Annotated in this window: 28 protein-coding genes and 1 pseudogene; 3 read left to right on the forward strand and 26 right to left on the reverse strand. The window is 41.2% G+C overall.

The genetic code is table 11. From position 1 onward, the window contains the following. Positions 1–55 precede the first annotated feature (55 nt). From I872_RS04545 to I872_RS04670, 26 genes and pseudogenes are all read right to left on the reverse strand, one after another. Positions 56–979: a hypothetical protein gene (locus I872_RS04545; RefSeq protein ID WP_015604968.1), complete on the reverse strand. Its 924-nt coding sequence runs from the start codon at positions 977–979 to the stop codon at positions 56–58. Continuing rightward, on the reverse strand, positions 976–1,476 hold the full coding sequence (locus I872_RS04550) for a hypothetical protein (protein WP_015604969.1): 501 nt from the start codon (positions 1,474–1,476) through the stop codon (positions 976–978). The genes I872_RS04545 and I872_RS04550 overlap by 4 nt, the downstream gene beginning before the upstream one ends. 55 nt (positions 1,477–1,531) lie before the next feature. Further along, the gene (topA, locus tag I872_RS04555) at positions 1,532–3,625 is read right to left on the reverse strand and encodes a type I DNA topoisomerase (RefSeq protein ID WP_095666418.1); all 2,094 of its coding nucleotides are present in this window, start codon (positions 3,623–3,625) and stop codon (positions 1,532–1,534) included. Positions 3,626–3,709: 84 nt separating this feature from the next. Beyond that, on the reverse strand, positions 3,710–4,552 hold the full coding sequence (gene dprA, locus I872_RS04560; protein ID WP_015604971.1) for a DNA-processing protein DprA: 843 nt from the start codon (positions 4,550–4,552) through the stop codon (positions 3,710–3,712). A gap of 106 nt (positions 4,553–4,658) precedes the next feature. Next, positions 4,659–5,222, reverse strand: coding sequence for a sugar O-acetyltransferase (locus tag I872_RS04565; protein ID WP_015604972.1), 564 nt, complete (start codon positions 5,220–5,222; stop codon positions 4,659–4,661). Between the two features lie 29 nt (positions 5,223–5,251). Continuing rightward, positions 5,252–6,019, reverse strand: coding sequence for a ribonuclease HII (locus tag I872_RS04570; RefSeq protein ID WP_015604973.1), 768 nt, complete (start codon positions 6,017–6,019; stop codon positions 5,252–5,254). Next, positions 6,006–6,857 (reverse strand): ribosome biogenesis GTPase YlqF, encoded by an 852-nt coding sequence (gene ylqF / locus I872_RS04575; protein WP_015604974.1) that lies wholly within the window; start codon positions 6,855–6,857, stop codon positions 6,006–6,008. The genes I872_RS04570 and ylqF overlap by 14 nt, the downstream gene beginning before the upstream one ends. Before the next feature lie 105 nt (positions 6,858–6,962). After that, positions 6,963–7,877, reverse strand: a complete 915-nt coding sequence (locus tag I872_RS04580) for an MBL fold metallo-hydrolase (protein WP_015604975.1) — start codon at positions 7,875–7,877, stop codon at positions 6,963–6,965. A 3-nt stretch (positions 7,878–7,880) separates the two neighbouring features. Then, on the reverse strand, positions 7,881–8,993 hold the full coding sequence (locus I872_RS04585) for an acyl-CoA dehydrogenase family protein (protein WP_041826801.1): 1,113 nt from the start codon (positions 8,991–8,993) through the stop codon (positions 7,881–7,883). 11 nt (positions 8,994–9,004) lie between these two features. Beyond that, positions 9,005–9,919: a LysR family transcriptional regulator gene (locus tag I872_RS04590; RefSeq protein WP_167320510.1), complete on the reverse strand. Its 915-nt coding sequence runs from the start codon at positions 9,917–9,919 to the stop codon at positions 9,005–9,007. 186 nt (positions 9,920–10,105) lie between these two features. Then, on the reverse strand, positions 10,106–10,759 hold the full coding sequence (locus I872_RS04595; protein WP_015604978.1) for a 3-oxoacid CoA-transferase subunit B: 654 nt from the start codon (positions 10,757–10,759) through the stop codon (positions 10,106–10,108). Position 10,760: 1 nt separating this feature from the next. Then, complete coding sequence (locus tag I872_RS04600; RefSeq protein ID WP_015604979.1) at positions 10,761–11,486, reverse strand: CoA transferase subunit A; 726 nt, start codon at positions 11,484–11,486, stop codon at positions 10,761–10,763. A gap of 16 nt (positions 11,487–11,502) precedes the next feature. Next, positions 11,503–12,282 carry an enoyl-CoA hydratase/isomerase family protein gene (locus tag I872_RS04605; protein ID WP_015604980.1) on the reverse strand — a complete coding sequence of 260 codons (780 nt, stop codon included), beginning with the start codon at positions 12,280–12,282 and terminating at the stop codon, positions 11,503–11,505. 284 nt (positions 12,283–12,566) lie between these two features. After that, positions 12,567–13,745 (reverse strand): acetyl-CoA C-acetyltransferase, encoded by a 1,179-nt coding sequence (locus I872_RS04610; protein ID WP_015604981.1) that lies wholly within the window; start codon positions 13,743–13,745, stop codon positions 12,567–12,569. A gap of 18 nt (positions 13,746–13,763) precedes the next feature. Further along, positions 13,764–14,612, reverse strand: coding sequence for a 3-hydroxybutyryl-CoA dehydrogenase (locus tag I872_RS04615; protein WP_015604982.1), 849 nt, complete (start codon positions 14,610–14,612; stop codon positions 13,764–13,766). Positions 14,613–14,706: 94 nt separating this feature from the next. Further along, entirely contained in the window at positions 14,707–15,915 is a 1,209-nt protein-coding gene (gene fadE / locus I872_RS04620; RefSeq protein WP_015604983.1) for an acyl-CoA dehydrogenase FadE, read from the reverse strand. 303 nt (positions 15,916–16,218) lie between these two features. Then, positions 16,219–16,557 (reverse strand): ATP cone domain-containing protein, encoded by a 339-nt coding sequence (locus I872_RS04625; protein WP_015604984.1) that lies wholly within the window; start codon positions 16,555–16,557, stop codon positions 16,219–16,221. A gap of 15 nt (positions 16,558–16,572) precedes the next feature. Continuing rightward, complete coding sequence (locus I872_RS04630) at positions 16,573–17,073, reverse strand: GNAT family N-acetyltransferase (protein ID WP_015604985.1); 501 nt, start codon at positions 17,071–17,073, stop codon at positions 16,573–16,575. A gap of 336 nt (positions 17,074–17,409) precedes the next feature. Next, positions 17,410–18,066 (reverse strand): hypothetical protein, encoded by a 657-nt coding sequence (locus I872_RS04635; RefSeq protein ID WP_015604986.1) that lies wholly within the window; start codon positions 18,064–18,066, stop codon positions 17,410–17,412. A gap of 53 nt (positions 18,067–18,119) precedes the next feature. After that, positions 18,120–19,055 (reverse strand): 4-hydroxy-tetrahydrodipicolinate synthase, encoded by a 936-nt coding sequence (gene dapA, locus I872_RS04640; RefSeq protein WP_015604987.1) that lies wholly within the window; start codon positions 19,053–19,055, stop codon positions 18,120–18,122. A gap of 79 nt (positions 19,056–19,134) precedes the next feature. Then, entirely contained in the window at positions 19,135–20,211 is a 1,077-nt protein-coding gene (locus tag I872_RS04645; RefSeq protein ID WP_015604988.1) for an aspartate-semialdehyde dehydrogenase, read from the reverse strand. A 467-nt stretch (positions 20,212–20,678) separates the two neighbouring features. Then, positions 20,679–20,804: a hypothetical protein gene (locus I872_RS12380; RefSeq protein ID WP_261765027.1), complete on the reverse strand. Its 126-nt coding sequence runs from the start codon at positions 20,802–20,804 to the stop codon at positions 20,679–20,681. A gap of 197 nt (positions 20,805–21,001) precedes the next feature. Beyond that, positions 21,002–21,655 (reverse strand): annotated as a pseudogene (locus I872_RS04655) (DNA alkylation repair protein). Positions 21,656–21,658: 3 nt separating this feature from the next. After that, the gene (locus I872_RS04660; RefSeq protein ID WP_095666419.1) at positions 21,659–22,270 is read right to left on the reverse strand and encodes a DUF5052 family protein; all 612 of its coding nucleotides are present in this window, start codon (positions 22,268–22,270) and stop codon (positions 21,659–21,661) included. Positions 22,271–22,272: 2 nt separating this feature from the next. Then, positions 22,273–22,800 carry a GNAT family N-acetyltransferase gene (locus tag I872_RS04665; protein WP_015604991.1) on the reverse strand — a complete coding sequence of 176 codons (528 nt, stop codon included), beginning with the start codon at positions 22,798–22,800 and terminating at the stop codon, positions 22,273–22,275. A 71-nt stretch (positions 22,801–22,871) separates the two neighbouring features. Continuing rightward, the gene (locus I872_RS04670; RefSeq protein WP_015604992.1) at positions 22,872–24,542 is read right to left on the reverse strand and encodes a formate--tetrahydrofolate ligase; all 1,671 of its coding nucleotides are present in this window, start codon (positions 24,540–24,542) and stop codon (positions 22,872–22,874) included. A gap of 207 nt (positions 24,543–24,749) precedes the next feature. Here I872_RS04670 and I872_RS04675 point away from each other — a divergent pair, with 207 nt between their 5' ends. Genes I872_RS04675 through I872_RS04685 form a run of 3 tightly spaced genes read left to right on the forward strand, consistent with a single transcriptional unit; the run spans position 24,750 to position 26,537 of the window. Beyond that, positions 24,750–25,442: a phosphopantothenate--cysteine ligase gene (locus tag I872_RS04675; RefSeq protein WP_015604993.1), complete on the forward strand. Its 693-nt coding sequence runs from the start codon at positions 24,750–24,752 to the stop codon at positions 25,440–25,442. Continuing rightward, positions 25,439–25,990 (forward strand): phosphopantothenoylcysteine decarboxylase, encoded by a 552-nt coding sequence (gene coaC / locus I872_RS04680; RefSeq protein ID WP_015604994.1) that lies wholly within the window; start codon positions 25,439–25,441, stop codon positions 25,988–25,990. Before I872_RS04675 ends, coaC begins: the two co-directional genes overlap by 4 nt. Beyond that, the gene (locus I872_RS04685) at positions 25,974–26,537 is read left to right on the forward strand and encodes an ECF transporter S component (RefSeq protein WP_015604995.1); all 564 of its coding nucleotides are present in this window, start codon (positions 25,974–25,976) and stop codon (positions 26,535–26,537) included. The genes coaC and I872_RS04685 overlap by 17 nt, the downstream gene beginning before the upstream one ends. Positions 26,538–26,682: the final 145 nt, after the last annotated feature.

The raw sequence follows: 26,682 nt of genomic DNA on the forward strand, positions 1-26,682 counted from the left end.
ACAGACAGGAGAATTCCTGAATGTCTTTCATAAATTAATGTTTGTTGAAGCTGAATTATTTAAAATCATACCATTTTAGTTTGCTTCCATATTTTATAGTAAAACCTACTTCTGTATTCCTAGGTAGTTTTTCAATTTCAACTATTTGAGCAAGTAAATATTGGAAATCAGAGTCTGTCCAATTGTCAATATTTTCATTAGTTACTTGGAGATTTTGTTTTCGTACCTGTTCTATATCAGTGTGTATGTGGATACTAAAGGTCGAACGACTATCAACAACTCTTTTTAAGAGTATATCTTGATTTCGAACAAGCACCTCTTCATCAAGATTGTTGACTCTACTTGGGTCTAAATCCTCAATTAAAGGAGTGAGTTCTTCTACATCCGCCTTCAAAATTGCCTCTCTTTTTTCTCTCTCTTCAAGACGGGTTTTAGGATTGCCACTATACTCTTCTTTTGGAACCAAAGAATAATATGAGTCAAATGAGTCCAATTCAATTGAGTTTTTAATATAAAGTTTTCTAATCGCATCATCGCTTAAATATGTTGAAGTCAAGCTACCACTTTGAAGTAATATATTATAAGCTTCCTTAAGCCGATCATAGTTGTCATCACCAGAAACATACTCCATTTCTAAACGGTAGACTGTTTTCTTGGAAAAACCAAAGAATTTTTTCTTTTCAACTTCTTTAAGCCTCGGATTGTATTTAAGGACTGGAGTGCTCTCAACATAATCTTTTTCAAAATCCACATAGACATCAACAAATTTCTTATTTCCTTCAACGTAAAACGGAGATCCATAATATCCAAAGGTATCAGCTGTCGAGTATCCTTCTGCTTCTAACCCTGCAGCTTCTACTACAGAACGAATGTTTGAAATAGCTGTTTTAGCTAAATCACGATCGACTCTGTTGTTACATGCAGACAAGATAAATAATGCGAGAATGGAAAACAGTACACTAATTACTTTCTTAATCACTTTGCTTTTAACTTCTCCTCCAAGTAAGCAATCTTAGCAAAATCCTTATGATTGTTATTTTCATTTCGGTAAGAATCTTGGGAAGAGGCACGGTAGATCGCCAGAAATTGCTCTGATGTCGGCAGTAGAAATTCAACACCTTCCACTTTTCTCCGAGTCAGCGCCGCTATTGGTACACCTGAAAAGGACTCCAAAGTTTCCATGACCCCAAGTTCAACAGACAAGTCTTCTTTTTGAAATTCATGCTCATGCAGGTCAACTAAACGATAGCCTAGCCGCTCCATCATGGGCTCAATCTTGTCCATATCGTAAATACGCTCTTCGTCAGGTGCTTCCCAGCCACGCTCATCGCCATGAACGTGAATGTCGATATCGCGCGCTTGCCAGTCTTGCCCAGTAACTTGCTCCAGACCTAGAGAACCCATCAGCAGTGGAACAATTCCCATCTTATTCAGTTGAGACGCGATTTTTAGAAATTCTGCAAATTTATCTATCATAAAACTGCACCTCTTCTTTAGGAAAATATTTTACGTAATATAAATTATGTAAAAACTATTTCACTTTTTCTTCTTGATAGTCACCATTGCTGCAGACCACTTGCTTGCCGCCACCGCGAACTTTCTTTTCAACTAGATAGTGGTCGCATTTTGGACAATTGCGTCCAACTGGCTTGTCCCAAGATGTGAAATCACAGTCTGGATAACGATCACAGCCGTAGAAAATGCGATTTCGTTTAGTCTTACGCTCGATAACTTGACCTTTTTGGCACTGCGGGCAGGTCACGCCGATTTCCTTGACGATAGCCTGAGTGTGACGGCAGTCTGGGAAATTGCTGCAGGCGTAGAACTTGCCAAATCGACCCAACTTGATAACCATGGGACTGCCGCAGACCTCACAGTCAAAACCGGCTGGCTCATCCTTGATTTGGATTTTCTCCATCTCAGACTCAGCTTTTGCTACTTCCTTTTCAAAAGGTTTGTAAAATTCGTCAATAATCTTCTGCCACTGCTCTTTGCCAACTTCTACATCATCCAGCTTTGCTTCCATTTCGGCTGTAAATTTCACATTCACGATGTCTGGGAAGAATTCGACAATTAGCGAATTGACAATCTCACCTAGTTCAGTCGGTTCAAAGCGCTTGGAAACTAGCTTAACATAGTAGCGTTTCTGAATAGTTTCAATGGTCGGTGCATAGGTAGACGGCCGGCCAACACCATTTTCTTCCAAAGTTTTGATGAGAGTTGCTTCAGAATAACGTGCAGGCGGCTGGGTAAAATGCTGTTCTGGATTGGTATTGACACGTTTGACGGTATCGCCCTTTTCCATATCTGGCAGCATTTTATTCTTGTCAGAGTCGTTGTAAATAGCCAGATAACCATCAAACTTGACCTGACTGCCGTTAGCTGCAAATTGGACACCGTTTTGCTCTAGTTTCACATTCATAGTATCAAAGACCGCTGCTGTCATTTGGCTGGCTACAAAACGGTTCCAAATCAGAGTATAGAGCTTAAGCTGATCCTTATCCAGATACTTTGCGATACTTTCCGGTGTATTGAAAACGCTGGAAGGACGAATGGCTTCGTGGGCATCTTGAGCGCCAGAAGCGTTCTTGGCCTTGCTGCCATGTTTGGAATATTTTGCACCAAACCGTTCCGTAATAAAACTTGCTGCTTCATTTTGCGCCACAGGGCTGATACGAGTCGAGTCGGTACGCATATAGGTAATGAGACCTTGTACGCCAGAACCGATATTAATCCCTTCATAAAGCTGCTGAGCCACCATCATGGTCTTACGAGTTCGGAAATTAATCTTATTAGCGGCATCTTGCTGCATAGAGGAAGTCGTGTAGGGAAGCGGAGCATTGCGTCGGCGCTCCTTCTTTTCAACGCTGTCGACAGTAAAGTCATCACCCTTGAGGTGAGACAGAACTTCTTTGACCTCATCGTTGTTGGTCAGCTTCATCTTCTTGCCATTCATGCCGTAGAAGCTAGCCTGAAACTGACGAGTTCCTTTCTTGAAGGTTCCGTCAATTGTCCAGTATTCTTCAGGTTTGAAGGCATTGATTTCATTTTCCCGGTCGATAATCAGCTTGAGGGCGACAGACTGCACCCGACCAGCTGATAGGCCCTTTTTGACTTTCTTCCAAAGAATAGGAGAAATGGAGTAACCAACCAAACGGTCCAGAACCCGACGAGCTTGCTGGGCATTGACCAAATCCATATCAATCTGACGTGGCTCTTTAAAAGCATTCTTGACCGCATCTTTGGTAATTTCGTTGAAAACGACACGGTTTTTCTCTTTTTCATCTAGATCGAGAATATGAGCCAGATGCCAAGAAATAGCTTCTCCTTCGCGGTCCGGGTCACTTGCTAGAAAGACTTGCTTGGCTTTCTTGGCTTCTTTTTTCAAATCGTTAATCAAAGGACCCTTACCACGAATATTGATGTACTGTGGCTCATAGTTGTTCTCAAAATCGATGGACATGGTAGACTTTTTCAGGTCACGAATATGCCCGACACTGGCCAAAACCTTATAGTTTCGTCCCAGATATTTTTCTATTGTTTTTGCCTTGGCAGGCGACTCTACGATGACAAGATTCTTCTTGACCGCAGACTTTTTCTTTGTTTTTGTTACCAAATTAGACACCTTCTATAAGAAATAAATCTTATAGAGTTTAAACTATTTTTTGATAGATGTCAACTCGTAACTATTTCTATAGGAAAACTTATTTTAAAATTTGAACTCAGAAAGGACGTCAGAACCTGATGTGATGCACTTTGCTCCCTCTTGAATCAAATGATGACAACCGTCCGATTTTCCATCCAAAATGGACCCTGGAATGGCAAAGACATCCCGCCCCTCTTCCATTGCCCGCTCACAGGTAATCAGACTGCCCGACCGCATCTTGGCTTCCGCCACAATGACTCCACGGCAGAGACCAGCGATGATACGATTTCGCTCTGGAAAATGAAATTTCAAGGGTTGCTCACCCGGCCCATACTCCGTCAGCAATAAATGATTTTTGCCAATATAAGCCTGCAGTTTTTGATTGGCCTTGGGATAGAAGACATCTAGCCCCGTTCCAATGACAGCAATAGTTTGGCCACCATTTTGCAGGGCAGCCATGTGGGACACAGTATCAATCCCACGAGCCAGCCCGCTGACGATAACCAGCTCATTATTCAACTCCTTAATGATTTTCTGCACAGCAGCATTTCCCTGCTTACTGCTATCTCGACTACCGACAATGGCTATCTTGGGCATTTCTAGCAAGTTTAGATTTCCTTGATAAAATAGCAAAGTCGGTGCATCATAAATCTCGCATAAATCCCAAGGGTAAACATCATCCAAAATAGAAAAGGATGGAAATCGGTCAAACTCTTCCTTCAAAGCTTGCAGATCGAGCCGCTTGTACTTCTCCATAAAGAGAGCAGGATTGCGGCACTCAGAAACGACTGCCTTGTCTCGCAAAGATAACTCTCCCTCTTTATTTTCTGCATACCTCAAGATATTTAAGACCTGTTGATTGGTCAAGCCAGCTTTTTTCATTTTATAAATTTCAAAATTATTCATTTTTATCACCTCACTTTCTTATTCGTAAAAAAGTTCAAAAAAAAGAACTGCAATACAGTTCCTTGTTTCTTATTCGATTAATTATTGAAAAAATGGTTAAGTTCTTCTATTCTTTATGAACAGAAATTTCCTTAATAATCTTAGCAGGATTGCCGGCTAAGACTACATTATCGCCGAATGATTTAGTCACAACTGCACCTGCTCCGACTACCACATTATCTCCTAGAGTCACTCCTGGCAGAATGGTTACACCACCGCCCGCCCAGAAATTGTCACCAATCTTAATGGGAGCCCCATATTCAATACCGGAATTTCTTTCCACTGGATCAAGCGGATGCAGCGGTGTCAGAAACTGGCAATTGGGTCCCAGCATGGCATTCTTTCCAATGGTAATAGGACATACATCCAGCATGGTCAAATTCCAGTTAGAATAGAAATTCTCCCCCAAGTGAATGTTAACTCCATAATCACAGACCAAATCTGGATGCAACCAAAGATTCTCCCCTGTACTGCCAAACCACTCCTTGACGATAGCACTCCGTTTCTCAATATCTCGTTCTTGGTTAAAACGATACTGAAAATCTCTTGAGCGAGCAGCCAATGCTCTCAATTCAGGATCTTGAGGGCTGTAGTTCTCTCCTCCAATCATTTTTTGGTATTCACTAGTCATACTTGTCTCCTCATAACGATTAGGATTTCTTATGAATTTGTCATGGATTTAATCGGTTCAAAGCTTCTGCGGTGAATCAGTGTGATACCGTATTTTTCCAAGCCTTCCAGATGTAGCTTGGTGCCATAACCAGCATTCTGGGCAAAGTCATAGCCCGGATAAACCTGGTCAAATTCTGCCATTATCTTGTCCCTCGTCACCTTGGCTACGATAGAAGCCGCAGCGATGGACAGAGAATTGGCATCGCCCTTAATAATGGACTGCTGAGGCAAGGGCAAGTCTAACTTCATTGCGTCAATCAAGAGGTAATCTGGCTTAATCTTGAGCTGGCCTACAGCTTCTGACATGGCTAGCTTGGTTGCTTCATAGATATTGACTCGGTCAATCATTTGATTGTCCATAATGCCCAAACCAACGGCTAAGGCCTGATCTAGCACCGCTTGATAAATTTCCTCATGCTTTTTCTTGGAAATCTTTTTACTGTCATTCAGCCCTTTGATTTTGCAGTTAGGAGGCAGAATGACTGCTGCTGCGACTACTGGACCAGCTAAAGGACCTCGTCCAACTTCATCAATGCCAGCAAGGGCTTTGAATCCTTGACTGTAGAGTTCTTTTTCATAGCGCAGCATGTACTCTAGGCGTAAATTTTCATCCAGCTCTGCTTGGATTTCTTTTTGGCGCTTGAGTAGCAGTTTTTGAACACCGCTCCGCTCATCCTGCTTTAAAGCCTGAAAAAGCGGATCCTGTAAGTCAGATACTTGAGCCAACTGCTCTTGGATTTCCTTAGTTGTGGCCATCCAATTCCTCCAGACCATCCAGTGTATAACGCCCTAAGCGTCCATCACGCACTTCCTTGACAAAGAGACTGTAAAAGCGATCGTAGTCCTCTCTAAAGCCCAATTTCTGGGTCATATCCATAATCATGTCTGGCGCTTCCAGTTCTAAATCCAGCTGCTTAAAGCGCTCCTGCAGTGCCTTAGGATAATGCTCTTTGAAATAATTGAGTCCAAAAATAGTAACTTCATCCATTGGCAGCAAATTGTCCTTGATAGCACCCGTCAAAGCGAGTTTCAAAGCCACCATTTCATCTTCAAATTTTGGCCAAAGAATCCCCGGTGTATCTAGAATTTCCAAATCCTTATTGGACTTGAGCCATTGCTGCCCTTTGGTAACCCCCGGTTTGTTGCCGACTATCGCAATTTTCTTACCAGCCAGCCGATTCATCAGCGTTGACTTTCCAGCATTGGGAATCCCGATAATCATAGTTCGCAGAGTCTCGATTTGAATTCCTCTTTCTCGCTGGCGAGCTAGCTTATCAGCCATCAATTTCTTGGCTGCTTCAGTCACTTTTTTGACTGCAGATTGCTCCTTAGAATTAATAGCCAAGGTTTTGATTCCCTGACTTTCAAAATAGGCTTGCCATTCCTTGGTTAAGTTTGGATCCGCTAAGTCGGCCTTATTTAAAATCAATAACTTGGGCTTGTCCCCAACAATTTTGGTCAACATAGGATTTTGACTGGACAAAGGCAATCTCGCATCCACCAAAATCGTCACAAAATCTACAAATTTAATACTTTCTTGAACCTGTCTCCGAGCCTTGGACATGTGCCCCGGAAACCATTGAATCGTTGCCATTAAAAACCTCTTTCCTACACTCTTCTAGTATCTCATTATACCAAAAAAATAGAGAATAAAATAGTAAAATCGCTCCCTCAGATTGATAGAAGCGATTCTCTATTCTTATAAAAATGATGGTTTGCGGTCTTGTTTATCTGTGAATGGAACTCGCGGTTCACGAATCCTAGTCACATAATCAACAAACTCCTCGCCAGTCTGATCAAACTCAGCAACTGCGAAAAATTGATCGTGGTAAAAGAAAAACTTATAGTGGTTTTCAAAAGCTTCGTTGAGCCATTTGTCCTTAGCTGCGATTGAACGCATTGGATAATCATCTACCGCAGCAACCCATAGAGGTTTCCGATGAGCATGGGTCAGCACCAAGTCAGCCATATGAATCATGGTTTCCTCGCCCTGTTTCAGTAAGATGATGCTGTGACCATTACTGTGACCGCCTGTATGAACCATTTGAATTTCTGGAATGACGTTCAGATATTCAGTAAAGGTTTCAACCTGATCTTGGATTGGCTCCCAATTTTCCTTCAGATAAGTTCCCCTTGTACGACTATTGGGATTTCGCATTTCGTACCATTCCATCTCATTTACAAAAATCTTTGCATTTGGGAATTTTGAAACAAGCTGATTGTTCTCATCTAGTCCAGTCAGACCGCCAGAGTGATCATGGTGCATGTGCGTCATTAAAATATGGGAAATATCTTCCGGTTTTAATCCCAAGAGAGCCAAACTTTCTTCAACACGGCTCTCAGAAAGAATACCTAGATTGCGACGTTGTTTATCAGAAAGCTTAGCCGTATCAAAACTCGCATCAATTAAATAATTTTTCCCCTTGTATTGAATCAAAATCGGATCTGTCAGTTCAGCCATCATATTTTCTTCTGTTGTTGGATAATAACGCGACCAAACAACCTTTGGTACAGGGCCAAATAAGGTACCTGCATCTGTGAGCTTATCCGCTCCACGCAACCAAGTCAGCTTCATTTCCCCAAACTGATACTCTTGTAATTTGAGTTCTGTCATTTTTTACTCCTTTAACCATCTTTCTGCGATTTCTTTTCTGATCGAATTTCCTGACCGTCCATAATTCTCAATAATTTCAGCATCTTTAAAATAGCGTTTAATGTTCACATGATCAAATTTTTGTAAAGGTCCGATAAGACGGAGGATTTCATCTGTAACCTCTAGCGCTACTTTAGTCATATATAGCTTTATCCGTGAAACAGACTTGGAATCTTCTTCTATTTGATTGGGATAGGACGAAAAATAAGCATCCGCAGCAGAAAGTTTATTGTACAAATCTGCAAACTTGTACTGATGCAACTCAACATCCATCAGTCGCTTGCCAAATCCTCTTTTTACACGTGCAAACTCAAGGCCCTTATTAAAGGCGCCCTCCGCAACTCCTAAAGCAACCGCACTTAAGCCAAGTTGCATATTCTTTATAATGTTATTAAATTGTTCATTTCCAGCCAAGACTCCGCCTAATAAGGCAGTTTCTGGCAGGTTTACCTTGTCCAAGGTAACAGAACTTAGTGGAAGTCCTAGTAAACCTTGCTTTTCTATCTGCTCACCAATGAGCACACCCGAAGCACTCGTCTCCACAATGAAGAATCCGTAGGAATCGGGCTTTCCAGCCTCTCTTACTTTGGCTAAGATCAAGAGAATGTCCGCAATGCTGCTATTTGACACCTTAGCTTTTTCTCCCGAAAGTTGCCAACCTGTCTCTGTCTTAATCGCATAGGTCTCCAAATCTGCCAAACTATTTAGATGTTTAGACTCAGAAAATCCAAGACCTGCTATACAAGTTCCCTTTACCAATTTGTCCAGATAACGCTCTTTCTGTTGCCCCGTACCAAAATTCAAAATCGGATAAACACCATAACAACCTTGGGTCAGCAATATAGTTGAAAGAGCTGGAAACTCATTCGAAATCATTCGAATAGAGCTGATAAAATCAGAAGCCAAAGCCTGGTTGTCTTCTGACAAAATCGGTGAAAAAATATCAAAATCCGTCGTCAATTCTTCCCAAATCTCCTGAGGAAAGTCGACTGACTCATCATGATTTTTCATGTAGTCTCTAATAGCTGTATTTACATATGAACTCAATGCTGCTGTTTTAGTACTGGACTTCATCATCAATTCTCCCTCTATGAATGTGGCTCAGAAAGAGGCTGATAATAACCTTTTAAAAGCTCTTCATATACGTATGCTTCTACCTCATTATAGTTTGCTTTATAAGGCCGGCAGAACCAAATATTGAAAGGCACCGGATCCTTAAAGCGTACAACCTTAAATTTATTCTTATCAACAAAATACTCCAAAGGACGAGGTAAAAGTGCAATCATATCATTTTGATAAGTTGACTCTATCAAGAAATCCCATGTCGATGATAAATAGGCAAAATTTGCTTTTATCTTTTTACTCTTTAATTTTTCAGTGATTAAATCGTAGGTTGTAAATGATTTATTAAAGGTCGCTAAACCGTACTGAGCTATATCTTTCCATTCCAATAATTCTTTGTCCGCCAAAGGATGATTCTTATCCATATAAGCTACGTATTCATCAACTTGGATGATATACTGTTCATATTTCTTTGGATCCAGGTTGGTAGGTTCAATCACTACCGCAAAATTCAAATCACCCGTAACCAACTTTTGGCGCAATTCATTACTTCCATCCTCAGTAACCTGAATGTTAACTTGCGGATTGTCTTGTAAAAATTTTGGTAAAATACTAGAAAAATATACTCGTAAAATCAATGATGGAATGCCCAAGTTAAAGGTCCCTTTTTGTTTGAGGGCTTCCATATGAATCATTGATTGCATCTCTTCATGCCTGTTGACAATCTCTGTGGCAAAGCGGTAAATCTTACCACCAGCTTCCGTCAGACTCTCTAATCTTCCATTTCTACGATTGAAGAGCTGGATTCCTTCCGTTGATTCAAAATTTGTGACAAACTGACTCAAGGCTGACTGACTGATATGAATTTTCTTAGCCGCGATAGAAAGATTGCATCCACATTCGACGATATTGATAAAGTAAGTCATTTGAATTATATCCACTTTTCGTCTCCCATCTTTCAAATTTTCACGAGGTAATTTGCCATAAATAAAACAAGCAACTGGCCCTCGAAAGCATGATGACCAGTTGCTAGTATTCTGATTAAAAACTAATCATCGCTCAAGTTGTCATAAACACATACTAACACACTTTCAGAGAAAGAGCAGAATAATTGCTTACTAACTTTATTAGATTGACATCGTTTTCAAGTCTTCTGAGACAATTACTTCTCCTGCTGTCTTTTCAAGCACTTCCTCTAAGGTAACGCCAGGAGCAAGTTCTTTCAAGAGGAACTTACCATCTTGGAAACCGAAGACAGCCAACTCTGTAATGACTAGATCAAGAACACCTTTAGCAGAAAGTGGCAAAGTGCACTCTGGCAAGAGTTTAGATTCACCATCTGAAGTAGTATGCTGGATTGCACCGATAACACGTTTCGCTCCAACCAACAAGTCCATAGCTCCACCCATTCCTGGTGCAAACTTACCTGGAATAATCCAGTTAGCGATACTACCATCTTGACTTACTTCCAAAGCTCCTAGCACGGTCGCATCAACGTGTCCACCACGGATGATCGCGAAGGAAGTCTGCAAGTCAAACAAAGCTGCTCCAGGTAAGAGAGTAATTGGCGCTCCTCCAGAGTTTGCTAGGTTTGGATTGTAATTATCTTTCGTTGGTGTTTCACCAAAGCGAAGAGCTCCATTTTCAGCCTGAAGAATAACGTTTACTCCGTCAGGAATATAGTCAGCAGATGCGTTTGGAATACCAAATCCTAGATTGACAACATCCCCATCTTTAAATTCTTGTGCAACACGTCTTGCAATAATTTCTTTTGCTTTCATATTAGTTCACCCCCGCCAATTTTTTAGTCTCAGTCCAAAGATCACCCATCATCTTATGGTGTTCTTCTGGAGTCAAGCTTTGTACGACATAGTCAACAAGGATGCCCGGAATATAAATATCATTCGGATTAATTTCGCCAGCTTCAACAATTTCATTCGCTTCAACGATAACAGTATCTGCTGCGAGAGCTAATTGCAAGGAAATATTTTTTGTAGTGCCATCGATATACAAGTTGCCATATTTGTCAGCTTTAGTCGCTTTGATCAAGGCAACATCGATTTTAAGTGGATCATAGACCAAATATTCACGGCCATTACGTTCTACTTTTTCATAATCTTTTTCTAAGATTGTTCCAACACCTGTCGGAGTCAAGACAGCTCCTAGGCCAGCTCCAGCTGCATGGAGACGTTCAACAACAGTTCCCATCGGTGTAAATTCAACTTCCATAGCCTTGCTGAAATATTCACGTTGAGCTGCTGCAGATGTTCCTACGTGGGCTGCAATATATTTTTTAACTTGGTGATTTTCACAAAGTCGTCCAACCCCAACTTCTTTACCAGGATGAGATGTTACCACTGATACCAAAGTCAAGTCTTGCTGGTTTTGTTTCACTAATTCTTCAATCAGTTCAAAAGGTTCACCGACTCCGAGGAATCCTGAAATTCCAACGATGTCACCCGATTTGACCTTAGAAATAGCTTCTGATAATGATACAACTGATTTCATGCTGATACCTCCTCTTTTACTTACGATTGAAAACAGCTTTGCGTTTTTCAACAAAAGCACGCATTCCTTCTAGTTTGTCTTCTGTAGAGAAGAGCAATGCTTCTGCTTCTGTTTCCAAACGGATTGCATTTTTAAGAGGAAGTTCCGCACCAACTTGAATGACATGTTTTGCTTTTTCAACAGCTAACGGTGCATTCTTCATGATGGCTGCGGCTAATTCTTCAGCTGAAGACAACAATTCTTCAGCAGGAACCAGTTTGTTAAGAATACCTAAGTCATAGGCTTCTTGACCTTTCACTGTACGAGCAGTGAAAATAAGTTCTTTGGCACGGCTAGTTCCAATCAAGCGAGACATCCGTTGAGTACCAGCAAATCCTGGAATAATACCCAAGCCAACTTCTGGGAAGCCAACCACTGTTTTTTCAAATCCGATACGGATATCAGTTGAAAGTGCTAGCTCCATACCACCACCGAGTGCATAACCATTGAGGACTGCGATCGTTGGTTGGCGTAAATCTGAAAGGCGAGTAAATGTATCATTTGCAAATGTCATGTATTCAAATGCTTGAATAGGTGACATCAAATCCATTTCCTTGATGTCAGCTCCAGCGACGAATGCTTTCTCTCCTGCTCCAGTTACGATAACAACGCGAATTTCTTCGCTTTTCTCAACTTGATCAAGAACTTCATTCAAATCAGCCAAAACTTGAGAACTCAAGGCGTTCAAAGCTTCAGGACGGTTGATAGTGATATATCCAATCCCGTTTTTAACTTCTAATAAAACAGTTTTACTCATTTTTATGCTCCTACTTATAAAAATTGAATGACTAAGTATGGTGTCAACAAATACTTAAACCCAAAATGTAAGAGCTTACATTCTTATGATATACCATTTCTCACACTTCGTCTACTTAATCATAATTTATACATCGATAAGTTTAGCTTATAGTTTTGATGTTCAAATTAAATTTCCGAAGAATAAAACAAGTCCCATCAAGGCTTGTTTGCAAAAAACAGCATATCGATAGGACTTGTTTATATAGTAGAAGCAAATGGAAAACTTCAAAAATGAACTAGGGTTTAGCGTTCTACGATGACCGCTGTACCCATTCCGCCACCGATACAAAGGGTAGCAAGGCCACGTTTAACATCACGTTTTTGCATTTCATGCAAGAGTGTTACCAAAATACGGCAGCCTGAAGCACCGATTGGGTGACCAAGAGCAATCGCACCACCATTTACATTGACTTTTTCAGGATCAAGATTCAATTCTTTTCCAACGGCACATGCTTGCGCTGCAAATGCTTCATTGGATTCAACCAAATCTAAATCTTCCACTGTAAATCCGCCTTTTTCAAGAGCTTTGCGAGATGCGTAAATCGGACCGCAACCCATAACTTTTGGATCTAGTCCAGCGCTTGCGTAAGATTTGATCGTTGCCAAGACTGGAACGCCCAATTCTTTAGCTTTATCAGCACTCATAACAACAACTGCTGCTGCACCGTCGTTAATACCTGAAGCATTACCAGCAGTTACAGTACCATCTTTCTTGAATACTGGACGCAATTTACCCAAACCTTCAAGAGAAGCGTCTTTTCTTGGAAATTCATCTGTATCAAATACGATAGGATCGCCTTTACGTTGCGGAATTTCAACAGGAACAATTTCTTCTTTGAAACGACCAGCTTCGATAGCTGCAACTGCACGTTTTTGAGATTGCACAGCAAAGTTATCTTGGTCTTCACGTGTAATTCCATATTGTTCAGCAACGTTTTCAGCTGTGATTCCCATATGGAAACCTTCAAATCCATCAGTCAAACCATCGCGAAGCATCGTATCGACGACTTTAGAATCACCCATACGAGCGCCCCAACGTTGATTTTGAAGAACATAAGGAGCTTGGCTCATGTTTTCAGCTCCACCAGCTACAACGATATCAGCATCTCCACACAATACAGCTTGAGCTGCCAATTGTACTGCTTTCAAACCAGATCCACAAACTTTGTTAATAGTGAAAGCTGGAGAAGCTACTGGAACACCTGCGTTAACACTCATTTGACGAGCTACGTTTTGACCAAGACCTGCACCCAGAACGTTACCCATGATAACTTCATCAACTTGTTCTGGTTTCAAGTTTGCTCGTTCAATAGCACTTTTAATAACCAAAGTACCTAGATCAACAGCCGAAACATTTTTTAAAGTTCCACCAAAAGAACCTAAAGGTGTGCGGACTGCTGCTACAATAACTGCTTCTTTCATTTCTTGCTCCTTATTATCTTAGTATTTAAAGAATCCTTCTTTAGTCTTGCGACCAAGCTTACCAGCTTCAACCATCTTCTTCAGAAGTGGAGCAGGACGATACTTAGGATCTCCAAATCCATTGTTTAACACTCCCATGATAGCCAAGCAGACATCAAGACCAATCAAGTCAGCCAATGCCAATGGGCCAATTGGGTGATTAGCACCTAGTTTCATTGCTTCGTCAATTTCTTCTGCTGAAGCAACACCTTCACCCAAGATGAAAATAGCTTCATTGATCATTGGAATCAAGATACGGTTCACAACAAAACCATAAGAATCTTTCACGTCTACAGCTGTTTTACCGATTTTTTCAGTCAATTCACGAACGGCTTTCACAACTTCATCTGAAGTTTGAAGTGCACGGATAACTTCGACCAATTTCATAACTGGTGCTGGGTTGAAGAAGTGCATACCAATAACGCGTTCTTGATGAACTGTCGCTGCTGCAATATCCGTAACAGATAGAGATGAAGTGTTTGAAGCCAAAATAGTTTGAGGGTCAGTCAACTCATCCAATTGTTTAAAGATGCTCAATTTGATGTCGCGATTTTCAGTAGCCGCTTCAATAACCAATTGAACATGTTTAGCATCTTCATAAGATGTAGAAGGAATCAGATTTGCCAAAATGCTGTCTTTATCTTCCGCTGACAAACGACCTTTTTCAACAGAACGAGACAATTGCTTAGCGATACCATCTAGTCCTCTTTGAACAAACTCTTCCTTGATATCATTGAGATAAACTGTGAAACCTGATTGAGCAAAGACTTGTGCAATACCGCTTCCCATTTGACCTGATCCAATGATCATCACTTTTGAAATACTCATTTTTTTCTCCTATTTACTATCAAAATATAAACTTCAAAAAGAAAGAATCGGAACGATTACTAGCAAATGCTGAGCAATCGTTCCAAATTCATTATTATACAAATGCTCCAACACCAGTAATCTCACGACCAACAATCAAGGCATTCACTTCGTGTGAACCTTCATAGGTATAGATTGATTCAGCATCTGCAAAGAAACGAGCAACGTCTGTCTCAAGTGTAATACCATTACCTCCGCAAGTTTCACGAGCAAGAGCAACTGTTTCGCGCATTACCAATGAGTTGTGCATCTTAGCAAGTGCAGAGTTAAGCATCAATTCGTTACCTGCTTCTTGCATTTCTGCAATACGAGTTGAATAAGCAATAACTGCTACAGCATTTGCTTGCATACGAGCCAATTTTTCTTGAACAATTTGGAATTTGGCGATTGGACGTTTGAACTGTTCACGATCTTTAGCATATTTAAGAGCTGCAACATATGATCCACAAGTCACTCCCATAGCAATGTGAGCAACGTCCGCACGAGTGAAGGTCAAGATACGGGCTACATCACCAAAACCATTGATATTTACCAAACGGTCTGAATCTGGAACCTCTACATTCTTCATGGTAATATGGCCATTACGGACACAACGAAGAGCAATCTTGTGTGGGATTGGTTCTGCATGATATCCAGGAGCTCCCTTACGAACGATAAAGCATTTCACTTTTCCATCTTCAACGTCGCGGGCAAATACTGGAACAACATCAGCTGTATCTGATCCACCGATCCAACGTTTTTCTCCGTTCAAGATCCATTTATCGCCAACACGCTCAGCTGTTGTAGCAAGACCTCCAGCAATGTCAGAACCTGACAACGGCTCAGTCAAAGCGAAACATCCTTGCCAGTCAAATGCAGCCAATTTAGGAAGGAATTCTTTTTGTTGACGCTCGTCACCACCAAGCAAGATTGTGTTGTAGCAAAGTCCACCATGAACTGTGAAGAAAGTTGCTATAGACGCATCAAAACGAGCTAATTCCAAATACAAGAATGCGATATAAAGTTCTGATGGTTTGTAGTTGCCTTCGCGACCTTCGAACAATTTAGGGTTGTTCATGATTTGAGCGCCTTTAGCAACAGCATAGAATTGTTCGAATGGGAAATCAGGTGCTTCCCAATATTCATTGATTACAGGACGAAGGTGTTTTTCAATCAAACGACGAGTTTCTTGTAATACTTCAGCTTCTCCCAATGTCAAGCCATCTGCATAGTGGAAAAGATCCTCAGGGTATAGTTCACGCAAAATTTCTTCTTTAGTTGCCATTTTATTGACTCCTTTTGTATAGTTTTTATTTGTAATAAGAGCGCTTTCATTTTGCGACTCAGTATTTGTTGACGCTTTCATTTTATATCTAATATGTTATAATGTCTACTTAAGAAAGATTAATAAGACCATAAGTTGAGATTATACATATTGATTTGACTGGCTTTGAAAGGTCTTTTTCTAATAAAAACTAGGAAAAAATCTTTGAATGCGGTTACAAACTTTGAAGAAAGATCTACCTTGAACTGACTTTTTATATTGAGTTTTGAAAAAGAAAAAGCCCGTGTGGGCTTTTCAGCATTTTTATCGGATTTGTTCAAAATGCAAATGGACAGCGATATGATCACCGTAACCACTGCGCTCCAAATCACGCTGCAAGCGGTAAGAAATATAATGCTCAGCAATGGTGATATAACCTGCTCCCAAGAGACGATTTTCAACCATAGACTGAATCATACTGATAGTCGCACGCTCAACCTTGGCTTCTTCCAAATCTAACACGACTTTTTTTGTCACCAAGGCTAGATTTTGACGGAGGTCATCTGTCAAGACGTAAACAGTTTGAGCTGCTTTTAATACCGCTTGATAGATTTTATCTGGGTCAAAATCAACGACTTCCCCACTACGTTTAATAACTTTCATAAAATACTCCTTTATTTATATATTTCTGATGTAATGTAAATCTCTGGCTTGACTGCTATCAATCCAATTTTCAGTAGCAGAGTCAAAGACAAAGCCCTCTTTTTCATAAAAAGGAAGACCAATAGCATTTCCTTCAGTTACTGTGACGGCTTGTTCTTTAGCATGATATTGTGATTTTTGATAAGTTGTCAAGGTCTCAAGTAACTCATGACCAATTCCCAAACGTTGAGCCTGAGGCAAGACATAGAGAACGTAGACATTGGCTCTGCCGTCCTCGCTCATTCCACCACCAATACAACCTAGCACCTGCCCATTCCTTTCTGCTAGCCAATAGCCGTTCCATTCGGTAGAAAGTTCAGTCAAGTCCTTGTGCAAACGTTCTCGGCTATAGAACATGTCAAACACTCGTTCTATGTAGGAAGAGGAATAAATATCTTTATAGGTAGTCAGCCAAGTTTCTCTACATATTTTTTGGATTTGATGCCAATCATCCTTGCTTGCCTTACGAACCCGCATTTCATCACCTCTCAAGCTAGAACTTACCCTATCATTATACAATTTTTTCTTGTTTTTTTCAAAAAGAATGGAACATTTAGAAAAAGGACTGCAGAGATGAACCGAGCCACAATCCTTATAATTTTATCTAACGTTTGATGTACCGTTCAAATGCAATCCTTTTGAAATATTTTTCAGACAACTATAAATGCTAGTCCTTTTATCAAGTTAATAGAACTAACTAATAAGAGGCTGGGACAAAAGTCCTAGCCTCTCAATTGTCTTTGGATTGTCGAGCAAGACGCAGTGGTTGAGTGGGCTCTATTACGCTGATTTCATCAGCTTTTGCAGCCCTACTCATCTGTGCGGAGGTGGGACGACGAAATCGAATTCTAACGAATTACCGATTTCTGTCCCACTCTCATTTTGCTCTAATACAATATCTTGTTTCTTGTATCGATAATGCATTTTCCAATGATTTTCAGACACTTCTTCTAATTTCAGAGTTTTGTTAATCTTATTAAAAGGCAATTTCTCTTCCTCAACTTTCTTTAGGAGCTCAACTAATAAGTCACCCCCAGCGTTTAGAGAAATTAAACTATCATCCTCGCTATCGTATTGAAGTAAAACTTTCTTCGTCGGTTTGTGAACGACATTATAAAGATTAAAAGCCCTTTTAATGTCAAAATTCTTCTCTTTGTCGGCTATCATTGGCACAGTATGCAACTCTAACCGACCAATTTTAAAAGCCCTGAAAAGACTGACAACAATCCCTAATCCAGCAAGTGTTTCCCAGATGAGAGAGAAAAGTTTTAAATCCCAATCTGTTATAAGGTTAAGGAGTAGATAAAGAGCCCCCAAACCAAACCCTAACAAAATTAAACCTGCGCCATAGAAACTTGCCTTATCACCAGTTCGAATAATTGGCTTGTCGTAAACTCTCTTCCCCTCAAGTTTTTCCAGACTGCGCTTTGCCTTGTACTCTTCGATTCGTTGACTATACTTTTCTGTCATACTATTTAATTACACCTTACTTATCTATATAAACTCTAAACCAAAATTACCGATCAATAATCTGGTCTTAGAACCCCTTTAACAGTCTCTTTAGTCGCTTCATAGTCGCCATCAACCACAACCTTGATAATACGCTTAGCATCTTCCTCAGGAGCTGGCACAAGCGGTAAGCGGGTTGGACCTGCTGCAAAGCCCATGTAATTGAGGACGGCCTTGACTGGAGCAGGGCTTGGGTAAGAGAACAGGGCATTGACTTTTGGAATGAACTTCCGCTGAATGGCAGCCGCTTTTTTGATGTCATTGTGCTCGATAGCGTCCAGCATTTCAAACATTTCATCACCATTTGTGTGAGAAGCAACGGAAATAACCCCATCAGCACCCAGATTCATAGCATGAAAGGCATCGCCATCCTCACCCGTATAAATCAGGAACTCTTCTGGACGATGTTCAATCAGATAGGCCATATTCGCCAGACTGGTACATTCTTTCACGCCGATAATATTTGGATGTTCTGCCAGCCTCAACATAGTTTCAGGTGTCATCTCAACTACTACCCGTCCTGGGATATTATAGATAATGATAGGCAAGTTTGAAGCATCCGCAATGGCTTTAAAGTGCTGATACATACCCTCTTGAGAAGGTTTATTGTAATAGGGAACAATGGCCAACCCAGCCGCAAAACCACCAAAGGCATCTACTTCTTTGACAAATTCAATGGAGTCACGCGTTTCGTTGGTACCAACACCAGCTATCAAAGGAACGCGACCCTTGACAACTTCTTGAACAGCCGCAAATAATTCCAACTCTTCATCGTGAGTCAGAGTTGGACTCTCTGCAGTCGTTCCAGCTAGCAAAATCCCATCCGTATGGTGAGCCAGAAGATGCTCAATCAGATCTGGAATGGCCTCAAAATTGATGGAGCCATCTTCATGAAAAGGCGTGATAAAAGCTGTGATGATTTTACAATTCTTCAAATCTGCGTATGCCATAGACTTACCTCTCTTTGTATGAAAAGAGGATTGAATGACAGATATTCAATCCTCGATCTGTCACGTATTTTTAGACAGCTTATTTTAATTCAAAAACGACTTCATCTGTTGGACGAACCAAGCCACGCTCATGCAGTGTTTCAGCGATTTGGACAGAATTCCAAGCAGCACCTTTGAGAAGGTTATCTGAAACAACCCACATGTGAATTCCTTTTTCGGCATCCAAGTCTTTACGGATACGACCAACAAAGGTATCACGTGAACCTACTGCATTGATAGCTTGCGGATAGATTTGATGAGCCACATCATCCTCCAGAACTGCACCTGGGAAGGCTGCAATGGCTGCTTTGACTTCTTCGATTGGAGCCACTTCTTTTGTTTCGATGTAAACAGACTCAGAGTGAGCTGACAAGACTGGAATACGCACACAGGTTGCAGATACTGCAATACTGTCATCTTCCATGATTTTCTTGGTTTCCTTGGTCATCTTCATCTCTTCGTAAGTGTAATCATTGTCCGTGAAGACATCAATTTGTGGAAGAGCGTTGAAGGCGATAGGATAGTGTTTTTTGTCCCCACCTGAAGGTAAGATTTCCGCATGCAAATCACGTGGATTTACACCATCATTCAAGACTTCACGAAGTTCACGCTGTGTTTCAAGAATCGCTCCCATACCAGCACCTGAAACAGCTTGGTAAGTTGAAACAATGATACGATCCAAGCCCCATTTTTGACGAACAGGCTCAAGAGCTACCATCATCTGGATAGTTGAACAGTTAGGGCAGGCAATGATTCCATTGTGGGCATCCAAGGCATGAGCATTTACTTCTGGGACCACCAAGGGTACATCGGGATTTTGACGGAAATAAGATGTATTATCCACCACTACCGCTCCAGCTTTAACGGCGTATGGTGCATACTTAGCTGATGTAGAACCACCTGCTGAAAAGAGAGCAATATCCACACCTTCAAAAGCTGTCTCAGTCGTTTCCTCAATCGTAATATCTTGGTCTTTAAATTTCAAAGTCTTACCTGCTGAACGTGCAGAAGCCAAATAACGAATCTTGTCAATTGGAAGCGATGATTCTTCCATCATTTTAATCATTTGAGCGCCAACGGCACCAGTGGCACCAACCACAGCAACTGTATATCCCATACAATCCACCTCTGAATTTTCTAAAAATTTTGTATATTCTAGTATTATACTATTTTTGATGAAAATTGCAAACATTTCTGAAGGATAAGCCAGGCTTTTTAAAATGTTGCTGCTATTCTAAGACTCAACTGCCTTCTGCTTAGTTGTTTCATCAAGAGTAATAGCACTCACGATGACGACCGTTTCAGTATCAATGCCTCTAAGTTCGGCTGAGACAAACCATCTTGCCTCTCTAAGAGAGTTTTCAAGGTTTACAGATTTTGTTCTCACGAACAAAACTGCATCCATTGCTCTACGACTCAACTGCCTTCTACGAAGTTGTTTCATCAAGAGCAATAGCATTCACGACGACGACCGTTTCAGTATCAATGCCTCTAAGCTCGGCTGAGACTAACCGTCTTGCCACTCTAAGAGAACTAGCAAGGTTTACAGCTTTTGTTCTCACGAACAAAACTGTATCCACTGCTCTAAGACTCAACTGCCTTCTGCGAAGTTGTTTCGTCAAGAGCAATAGCACTCACGACGACGACCGTCTCAGTATCAATGCCTCTAAGCTCGGCTGCAACTAACCGTCTTGCCTCTCTAAGAGACATAGAAAAATCCCCAATCCGTAGACTGGGGATAAGGGCACTTTCGTGTGATCAGCAGGTTCACACAACTGATCAAGGTCCGCTCCTGCGTTATGACCTCCCATGCTTCAATTTGCAGATAAACTGCATATCGACTCATCGCACCTATCTATCATAAGCTATCGCGTAGAAAATGTCAAGCTATAAAGATTAGTCAACCATCACAGATACTTACTTCCCTCTCGAATACTAAGCGCAGCCATCTCTTCCCGATGTCGCTGGATAAAATCTCTGACCCAGTCTTAATTAGTTTTGGAATAATCTCTCAGCGCCCAACCGATGGCCTTGTTAATAAAGAATTCAGTTTGGCCCAGATTATTCAGTAAAATTTTCTCCAACAGCTCTGTGTCTGTTTCTTCTTTTCGCAGCAACTGATGGTCAATAGCCAAGCGCCGCAGCCAGATATCCTCATCACAACTCCAGGATAAAATAATCTCTTTGGTTTCTGGAAACCGTGCAATGATTGATCCGACCAAGCGGTCCAAAAAGTCAATAGTGTCCCACCAAGACTTGATTTGAGCCAGCTTTTTTAAGCGTGGCAAATCAGATGGGGTCAATAGCTTCTTGTAAATCTCCAGATAATCCAGCGCAGCATATTGCAATTCTCGATAGGGATTATTCCAAGCTGCATTTATGAAATCCCAGTCAATGACGGAGTCAGTCTGCTGTTTGAAAAAAGTTTTTGCGAACTTCCGTCTGGCTGGAGTCTTGACTCCGAGAAACTCAAATTTATTTTTCATATAGGCTTTCATAGCCACTGCATCATCAGGGTTAGCTACAGCTTTTAACTCTTTTACCAATTCCTCTACAATCATAGCTTACTCCAGCAATTCTCGGTCATAAATAGTGTAGTCGCAGCGGTAAATCACCAATCGCTTACCGTCAATCAACAATTCAGAGGTTTTTGGAGCATCTGACTTATCAAGAGAAACACGATCGCCAGCATAAGCAGCCAGCGGAGTCCCGTTTTGCGAGCGAATCAGAATGACTTTCTTCTTGCCCGTAAACTCATTTTTGAAGGCTGAAATCATGCGATTCAAAACGGGGACTGCATGGCTGTTTTCCTCAACATCAGCAGTCTTTTGATACTGGGCAAAAACATCTTTCAAGCCTTTTTCTTCTGCAATCAAGGAAGAGCCCACATGGTCAATCTCATATTTACCCAAGGTAATTTTGAGAACAGATGAGTCTTCCTTGGAATTTCCTTCCGCATCAACTGAGTCAAATTCCTCGTTGCGTGAGATAGATAAGGACTTGCCCGACATCTGGTCAATGAGCTGGGAATTCTCATCGTAGGTTCGAACTGTCATCTCCAGCCCCAGCCATTCCTCTTTGGCATTTTTGAACCATTTTTCAACGGACTGACAGCCTGACAAGGTCAAAAGGGCAATACTTAGGAGAGTTATTATTATGTATTTCTTTTTCATCATTTTTACTCCATTTCTGTTAAAAGTTTGATGGATCCAGCTTGCTTTTCTAAGGATTTTTGCAGCCAAACAATATCATGCCAACGTTCGAATTTATAGCCAATTTTAGGGAAATGTGCTACTTGCTGATAACCTCGCTTGGCATGGAAAGCGAAGCTATCCTCATTTGGCAAAGAGATACAGGCTAGAAAATGCATATATCCCATCTGATCTAACAGGCCTTCAAGTTCATCATAAAGCTTGCTGCCGACTCCTTTTCCTCGAGTATCTTGGCTGACATAAACGGATAATTCCACAGCCCAATCGTAGGCTGCACGCGCATAGTAAGTTGAAGCATAGGCATAACCTAAGACTACACCATCTTCTTCCGCTACCAGATAAGGATATTTTCCCAACGTTTTTTCAATCCGATTTGCGAAATCCTCAATGGTCGGTACTTCGTATTCAAAAGTGATGACTGTATTCTCTACATAAGGCGCGTAAATAGCTAGCAAGGCCGCAGCGTCTGATTTCTTAGCTAATCTTATATTCATAAAGACCCCGTGTTTACGTTATTTCCACTATTATATCAAAAAAAGGCTCGTTAGAGCCTTTATAATGGATCTTAGAACAAACCAATCGCTGTACCGTCTGCCGCCACATCCATATTAAGTGCTGCAGGACGTTTTGGTAGACCTGGCATTGTCATGACATCTCCTGTCAAAGCCACGATAAAGCCTGCCCCAAGTTTTGGTACCAATTCGCGAATAGTAATTTCAAAGTTTTCTGGCGCCCCCAGAGCAGCAGGATTGTCTGAGAAACTATACTGCGTTTTGGCCATACAAATTGGCATCTTGTCCCAGCCGTTCTTGACAATTTCCCGAATCTGAGTCTGCGCTTTTTTCTCAAAGTTCACTTTTGAACCACGATAGATTTCTGTGACAATCTTCTCGATTTTCGCTTCAATTGTTGAGTCATTGTCATAGAGACGAGTGTAGTGTGCTGCATTTTCGTCAATGGTTTTGACAACAGTCTCAGCAAGAGCCACACCGCCTTCAGCACCATCAGCCCAGACACTAGCAAGCTCAACCGGAACCCCGATTTCTGCACAGAGTTCCTTAAGAGTAGTAATCTCAGCTTCCGTATCAGTGACAAATTCATTGATAGCTACTACCGCTGGAATACCGAACTTACGGATATTTTCAACGTGACGTTTAAGATTAGCAAAGCCAGCACGTACCGCATCAACATTTTCTTCAGTAAGTGCATCCTTAGCCACACCACCATTCATCTTGAGCGCACGCAAGGTTGCCACAATCACGACTGCATCTGGAGAAGTTGGCAAGTTTGGAGTCTTGATATCCAAGAATTTCTCAGCACCTAGATCCGCACCGAAACCGGCTTCTGTCACCGTATAATCAGCCAAGCGCAGCGCTGTACTAGTCGCTAAGACAGAGTTACAGCCATGGGCGATATTGGCAAACGGTCCGCCATGAACAAAGGCTGGTGTTCCGTAAATAGTCTGTACTAGATTTGGCTTAATCGCATCTTTTAAGACCAAAGCCAGTGCCCCTTCTACCTCAAGGTCACGAACATAGACTGGCGTGCGATCATAGCGATAGCCGATAACGATGTTAGCCAAGCGATTTTTCAAATCTTCAATATCCGTTGCCAAGCAAAGAATCGCCATGATTTCAGAAGCAACCGTGATATCAAAACCATCTTCGCGCGGAATACCGTTGAGCGGGCTGCCTAAGCCAACCGTCACATGGCGCAGTGCTCGGTCATTTAGGTCCACAACACGTTTCCAGATAATGCGACGTTGGTCGATACCCAGCTCATTTCCCTGATGTAAATGATTATCGATGAGAGCAGACAGAGCATTATTAGCAGTTGTGATGGCGTGCATGTCACCAGTAAAATGCAAGTTGATATCTTCCATAGGTAGCACCTGTGCATGACCCCCGCCAGCTGCTCCCCCTTTGATACCCATCACTGGTCCAAGGGATGGTTCGCGGATAGCAATCATAGTTTTCTTGCCAATCTTGTTAAGCGCGTCAGCCAGTCCAATGGTAATGGTAGACTTACCTTCTCCAGCTGGAGTTGGATTGATTGCCGTCACCAAAATCAGCTTGCCGACAGGATTTTCTGCTACTTCACGAATCTTGTCAAAACTGAGCTTGGCCTTGTACTTTCCGTACAGCTCCAAGTCGTCATAATCAATGCCAATCTTTTTTACTACATCCACAATGGGCTGTAATTCAACACTCTGAGCAATTTCGATATCTGTTTTCATTAAGGAACTCCTCTAATTTGATAAAACTATTATAACAAATATGATATAAAACTGCACATTTAAACTCCAATAACAACACAACGTTCGGTAATTACTCTATATTCTTTTAGAGGATATAGAGTTTTCATAGAAAAAATAAGTTTAGCTGAATAAAACTTTAAGTTTATTTTATTTTACTAAATTCGTTTTTTCTTGTAGAATAAAGCTATGAATATATTGATTACCTCTGGCGGAACGAGTGAAAAAATCGACCAAGTCCGCTCTATCACTAATCATTCGACGGGTCAACTTGGGAAAATGATAACTGAGCATTGCTTGGCGGAGGGTTCTTCGGTGACTCTGCTGACAACGGCAAAAGCTGTTAAACCGGATCCGCATCAAAACCTAACGATTAAGATCATTGAAGATACGGAGCAGCTCCTGACAGCTATGGAAGGGCTGGTGCCTGCTCATGACGTACTCATTCATTCGATGGCTGTTTCTGACTATAAACCAGTGTATATGGTAGGATTTGAGGAGGTTCTTGCCAGTTCAGATTTGGCAGAATTTCTGGGAAAAAGTAATGCTGAAAGTAAGATTTCGTCTGCTGATGATTATCAGGTACTGTTCCTCAAGAAAAATCCTAAAATCATCAGCAAGGTCAAAGAATGGAATCCAAATATTCGATTGATTGGCTTTAAGCTCTTGGTAGGTGTTTCTAAAGAAGAGTTACTGGCTACTGCTAGAGCCAGTCTTGAAAAAAATCAAGCTGAATTAATTGTAGCCAACGATTTGACTGAAATTTCTAACGGGCAACACCACGCCTATCTCCTAGGAGCAGACACTGTCACAGAAGCTTTCTCCAAGGAAGAAATTGCTGAACAAATGTTAAGCCATATCCAGAAAGGAGACAGTTCATGACCCATGTTACTCTTGCTGTTACAGGCAGTATTTCAGCCTATAAGGCAGCAGATATTACGAGCCAGCTGGGTAAGCTAGGCTATGGTGTATCTGTTCTCATGACGGAAGCTGCCAGTCACTTTATCACCCCGCTGACCTTACAGGTTTTATCAAAAAATCCTGTTTCCCTTGACCTTATGGACGAGCCGAGGCCAGAAAAGGTCAACCATATTGAAATCGGCAAAGAAACAAATCTTTTCTTAGTCGCTCCCGCAACAGCTAATACCATCGCCAAACTGGCTAATGGTCTAGCAGACAATATGGTAACCGCTACAGCCCTTGCTCTCCCATCTCATGTCAAAAAAGCCATCGCGCCAGCCATGAATACCAAGATGTATGAAAATCCACTCACTCAGCACAATTTGGAAAGATTAAAAAAATTTGGCTGGGAGATTATCGAACCGCGTGAAGCTGTTCTAGCTTGCGGAGATCATGGGACTGGCGCTCTAGCTGATGTCAATATTATTATAGAAAAAGTAAAGGAAATTATAAATGAGAAAACAATCTAGTATCGCGCAAATTGCTATCTTTTTTGCTATTATGTTAGTGCTCCATCTGCTGAGCTCTGTTATTTTCAACCTACTACCGGTTCCGATTAAACCGACCATTATTCATATTCCAGTCATTATCGCTAGTATTATCTACGGACCGCGAATTGGAGCTGTTCTTGGAGCCCTAATGGGAGTAATCAGTGTGGTGACCAACACCGTTGTCCAACTGCCAACTAGCTACCTCTTCAGTCCTTTTGTAGAAAACGGCAGCATCAATTCATTGATCATCGCCATGGTTCCACGTATTCTAATCGGAATCACTCCGTATTTTGTCTACAAATGGATGAAAACTAAGCCAGGTTTAGTTTTAGCTGGTGCCGTAGGCTCAATGACTAACACCATCTTCGTTCTTGGAGGAATTTTCATTCTATTTTCATCTGTTTACAATGGAGATATCAAAGCCATGCTTGCATTGATTTTTTCAGCTAATGCAATCTCAGAAATGATTATTTCTGCTATCCTTACAGTTGCAATCGTTCCAGCACTTGAAAAACTTAAAAAATAATCACCTAGCGTGATTATTTTTTTGATCCAAGCATGCTCGTTTTTTCAAAGTATTTCATTATTTTTTAGGTCGGCACTTTCAAAAATTATGAAAATATGTTACAATGAAAGCGATTGAACAAACAAGAAAATCTTGTGCCCCTTCT

This window comes from Streptococcus cristatus AS 1.3089 (assembly GCF_000385925.1).
GTDB lineage: Bacteria > Bacillota > Bacilli > Lactobacillales > Streptococcaceae > Streptococcus > Streptococcus cristatus_B.

Excerpts from the sequence above, each read along its gene's own strand:
- I872_RS04635 (WP_015604986.1), bottom strand. The coding sequence starts at position 18,066 with ATGACAGAAAAGTATAGTCAACGAATCGAAGAGTACAAGGCAAAGCGC.
- I872_RS04580 (WP_015604975.1), bottom strand. The coding sequence starts at position 7,877 with ATGACAGAACTCAAATTACAAGAGTATCAGTTTGGGGAAATGAAGCTG.
- dapA (WP_015604987.1), bottom strand. The coding sequence starts at position 19,055 with ATGGCATACGCAGATTTGAAGAATTGTAAAATCATCACAGCTTTTATC.
- I872_RS04660 (WP_095666419.1), bottom strand. The coding sequence starts at position 22,270 with ATGATGAAAAAGAAATACATAATAATAACTCTCCTAAGTATTGCCCTT.
- I872_RS04570 (WP_015604973.1), bottom strand. The coding sequence starts at position 6,019 with ATGGCCACAACTAAGGAAATCCAAGAGCAGTTGGCTCAAGTATCTGAC.
- I872_RS04625 (WP_015604984.1), bottom strand. The coding sequence starts at position 16,557 with ATGAAAGTTATTAAACGTAGTGGGGAAGTCGTTGATTTTGACCCAGAT.
- I872_RS04565 (WP_015604972.1), bottom strand. The coding sequence starts at position 5,222 with ATGACTAGTGAATACCAAAAAATGATTGGAGGAGAGAACTACAGCCCT.
- I872_RS04675 (WP_015604993.1), top strand. The coding sequence starts at position 24,750 with ATGAATATATTGATTACCTCTGGCGGAACGAGTGAAAAAATCGACCAA.
- I872_RS04615 (WP_015604982.1), bottom strand. The coding sequence starts at position 14,612 with ATGAGTATTTCAAAAGTGATGATCATTGGATCAGGTCAAATGGGAAGC.
- I872_RS04605 (WP_015604980.1), bottom strand. The coding sequence starts at position 12,282 with ATGAGTAAAACTGTTTTATTAGAAGTTAAAAACGGGATTGGATATATC.
- I872_RS04645 (WP_015604988.1), bottom strand. The coding sequence starts at position 20,211 with ATGGGATATACAGTTGCTGTGGTTGGTGCCACTGGTGCCGTTGGCGCT.
- ylqF (WP_015604974.1), bottom strand. The coding sequence starts at position 6,857 with ATGGCAACGATTCAATGGTTTCCGGGGCACATGTCCAAGGCTCGGAGA.
- fadE (WP_015604983.1), bottom strand. The coding sequence starts at position 15,915 with ATGGCAACTAAAGAAGAAATTTTGCGTGAACTATACCCTGAGGATCTT.
- I872_RS04595 (WP_015604978.1), bottom strand. The coding sequence starts at position 10,759 with ATGAAAGCAAAAGAAATTATTGCAAGACGTGTTGCACAAGAATTTAAA.
- I872_RS04630 (WP_015604985.1), bottom strand. The coding sequence starts at position 17,073 with ATGCGGGTTCGTAAGGCAAGCAAGGATGATTGGCATCAAATCCAAAAA.
- I872_RS04685 (WP_015604995.1), top strand. The coding sequence starts at position 25,974 with ATGAGAAAACAATCTAGTATCGCGCAAATTGCTATCTTTTTTGCTATT.
- I872_RS04610 (WP_015604981.1), bottom strand. The coding sequence starts at position 13,745 with ATGAAAGAAGCAGTTATTGTAGCAGCAGTCCGCACACCTTTAGGTTCT.
- dprA (WP_015604971.1), bottom strand. The coding sequence starts at position 4,552 with ATGAATAATTTTGAAATTTATAAAATGAAAAAAGCTGGCTTGACCAAT.
- I872_RS04585 (WP_041826801.1), bottom strand. The coding sequence starts at position 8,993 with ATGATGAAGTCCAGTACTAAAACAGCAGCATTGAGTTCATATGTAAAT.
- I872_RS04665 (WP_015604991.1), bottom strand. The coding sequence starts at position 22,800 with ATGAATATAAGATTAGCTAAGAAATCAGACGCTGCGGCCTTGCTAGCT.
- I872_RS04600 (WP_015604979.1), bottom strand. The coding sequence starts at position 11,486 with ATGAAATCAGTTGTATCATTATCAGAAGCTATTTCTAAGGTCAAATCG.
- coaC (WP_015604994.1), top strand. The coding sequence starts at position 25,439 with ATGACCCATGTTACTCTTGCTGTTACAGGCAGTATTTCAGCCTATAAG.
- I872_RS04550 (WP_015604969.1), bottom strand. The coding sequence starts at position 1,476 with ATGATAGATAAATTTGCAGAATTTCTAAAAATCGCGTCTCAACTGAAT.
- I872_RS12380 (WP_261765027.1), bottom strand. The coding sequence starts at position 20,804 with ATGTCTCTTAGAGAGGCAAGACGGTTAGTTGCAGCCGAGCTTAGAGGC.
- I872_RS04670 (WP_015604992.1), bottom strand. The coding sequence starts at position 24,542 with ATGAAAACAGATATCGAAATTGCTCAGAGTGTTGAATTACAGCCCATT.